The organism is Phytobacter sp. V69 (genome assembly GCF_965644215.1).
Classification (GTDB): Bacteria; Pseudomonadota; Gammaproteobacteria; order Enterobacterales; family Enterobacteriaceae; genus Phytobacter.
This window is the reverse complement of the sequence record NZ_CBFFRL010000362.1, coordinates 1-2,415: the sequence shown is the minus strand read 5'-3', so window position 1 is coordinate 2,415 and position 2,415 is coordinate 1. Positions and strand designations below refer to the sequence as shown.

General features: G+C 60.6%; 3 protein-coding genes. All 3 read left to right on the top strand.

From position 1 onward, the window contains the following. Nucleotides 1-398, top strand: a 398-nt coding sequence (gene tnpA / locus ACSZPU_RS25055; RefSeq protein WP_499004301.1) for an IS66-like element accessory protein TnpA, incomplete at its 5' end; no start/stop codon positions are given. Further along, a complete protein-coding gene (gene tnpB, locus ACSZPU_RS25050) occupies nucleotides 395-742 on the top strand; it encodes an IS66 family insertion sequence element accessory protein TnpB (RefSeq protein ID WP_499004300.1) in 348 nt (115 codons plus the stop codon). The genes tnpA and tnpB, both read left to right, overlap by 4 nt. Before the next feature lie 19 nt (nucleotides 743-761). Continuing rightward, the gene (tnpC, locus tag ACSZPU_RS25045; RefSeq protein WP_499004299.1) at nucleotides 762-2,330 is read left to right on the top strand and encodes an IS66 family transposase; all 1,569 of its coding nucleotides are present in this window, start codon (nucleotides 762-764) and stop codon (nucleotides 2,328-2,330) included. The last annotated feature ends 85 nt before the right edge of the window (nucleotides 2,331-2,415 follow it).

Genomic DNA, 2,415 nt, shown 5'->3' with positions numbered 1-2,415 from the left:
TGTACGCTTTCAATCTTGAAACAAACCTGCCTGTCAAAAAACGCCGCCCGGACTGGCCACTGGAGTTCAAAATTCGCATGGCGGAGCTGAGCATGCAGCCGGGGGCCTGCGTGGCAGAACTGGCGCGGGAACATGGCGTTAACGATAATCTGGTGTTTAACTGGCGTAACCTTCATCGACAGGGACTGCTGGACCCCGCCAGCAGAGCCACCCTCATTCCGGTCACAGTGGAGCCTCTGTCGCCGCCATCCAGACACAACGGGGCCGTATCGGCAGACCTGACACCGGTCATCAGTTGCAAGCTGACACTGTCGGGCGGCAGCCTGAGCCTGACCGGGCCATTGACCCCAGAGCTTCTACGCGTACTGGTCAGCGAACTCAGGGAGGGTGAGGCATGATCAACTTTCCGCTTGGCTCGCGCATCTGGCTGGTCGCCGGAGTGACGGATATGCGCTGCAGCTTCAACGGGCTGGCGGCGAAAGTGCAGAACACGCTACGCACGAACCCGTTCAGCGGTCATCTGTTTATCTTTCGGGGCCGACGGGGCGACATGATAAAGGTGCTGTGGGCCGACCGGGACGGCCTGTGCCTGTTCACAAAACGCCTGGAGCGCGGGCGCTTCGTCTGGCCCGAGACCCGCGGCGGTAAAGTCCACCTGACGCCGGCGCAGCTGAGCATGCTGCTGGAGGGTATTAACTGGAAACATCCGCAGCGGACGGAACGCCCTGGTCTGCGGATATAACCTGCTGTAAAGTGGAGGCATGGACACCTCATACCCTGATGAAAATGCCCGCCTCAGGGCTCTGCTGCAGGAACAGCAGGCCACCATCCGCAAAATGGCGGAGTATAACCGCCTGCTCTCGCAGCGAGTGGCTGCGTACGCCAGCGAAATCAACCGTCTGAAGGCGCTGGTCGCTAAGCTGCAGCGCATGCAGTTCGGCAAAAGCTCCGAAAAGCTGCGGGATAAAACGCAGCGTCAGGTGCGCGAGGCTGAGGAGCGCATCAGCGCCCTGCAGGAGGAAATGGCGGAGGTTCTGGGTGAGCAGTATGACCCGGCACTCCCGCAGCCGCTGCGCCAGACTTCCGCCCGTAAACCACTGCCAGCCTCACTTCCCCGCGAAACCCGCATTCTGCCGCCCGCCGAAATCGCCTGTCCGGCGTGCGGCGGCAACCTCATAGCGTTGGGCTGCGACGTGTCGGAGCAGCTGGAGCTCATCAGTAGCGCCTTTAAGGTTATCGAAACGCAGCGTCCGAAGCTGGCCTGCTGTCAGTGCGACAATATCGTTCAGACCCCGATGTCCTCAAAACCCATAGAGCGCAGCTATGCAGGTCCCGGTCTGCTGGCACGCATCGTTACGGCGAAGTTCGCCGAGCACACGCCGCACTACCGCCAGTCGGAAATATACCGTCGCCAGGGCGTGGAGCTGAGCCGTGCCACGCTGGGGCGCTGGTCCGGTGCGGTCAGCGAGCTGCTGGAGCCGCTGTACGACCTGCTGCGGCAGTACGTGCTGATGCCGGGTAAGGTGCATACAGACGATATCCCTGTGCCAGTGCAGGAGCCGGGCAGCGGTAAAACCCGCACGGCCCGCCTGTGGGTCTACGTCCGGGATGACCGCAACGCGGGTTCACAGCTCCCGCCTGCGGTATGGTTCGCATACTCACCGGACCGGAAAGGCGTTCATCCACAACAGCACCTTGCCGGGTACTGCGGCATCCTGCAGGCGGACGCGTACGGTGGCTACAACGCACTGTATGAAGACGGTCGCATCACGGAAGCGGCCTGCATGGCCCATGCCCGGCGAAAAATCCACGACGTTCACGTCCGTACCCCGACCGATATCACAACCGAAGCGCTGAGGCGCATCGGTGAGCTGTATGCCATCGAGGCGGAGATACGCGGCAGCCCGGCAGATGAAAGGCTGGCAGTCCGTAAAGCGCAGAGCGTCCCGCTGATGCAGTCTCTGTACGACTGGATACAGGTACAGATGAAGGTGCTGTCGCGCCACTCTGATACGGCGAAGGCGTTCGCGTACGTGCTGAAACAGTGGGACGCGCTGAACCTGTACTGCAGCAACGGTTGGGCGGAGATAGACAACAACATCGCGGAAAACGCGCTGCGCGGCGTTGCCCTGGGCCGGAAAAACTGGCTGTTCGCCGGTTCAGATGCGGGCGGAGAGCGTGCTGCTGTACTGTACTCGCTGATCGGCACTTGCCGGCTTAACGGCGTGGAGCCGGAAGCATGGCTGCGTTATGTCATCGGTCATATCCAGGACTGGCCGGTGAACAGGGTGCGTGATTTGCTACCATGGAAAACGTCTTTTACTTCCTGAACTGACGCAGGTTAATGCCAGCCAACAGGGAGAATAAATTCAGTTTCCTTCTGTATTTAGTTAATTATCACCGGCATGCGTTATA

What these genes read in the sequence shown, in the direction of transcription:
- tnpB (WP_499004300.1), top strand. Translation starts at nt 395, where the DNA reads ATGATCAACTTTCCGCTTGGCTCGCGCATCTGGCTGGTCGCCGGAGTG.
- tnpC (WP_499004299.1), top strand. Translation starts at nt 762, where the DNA reads ATGGACACCTCATACCCTGATGAAAATGCCCGCCTCAGGGCTCTGCTG.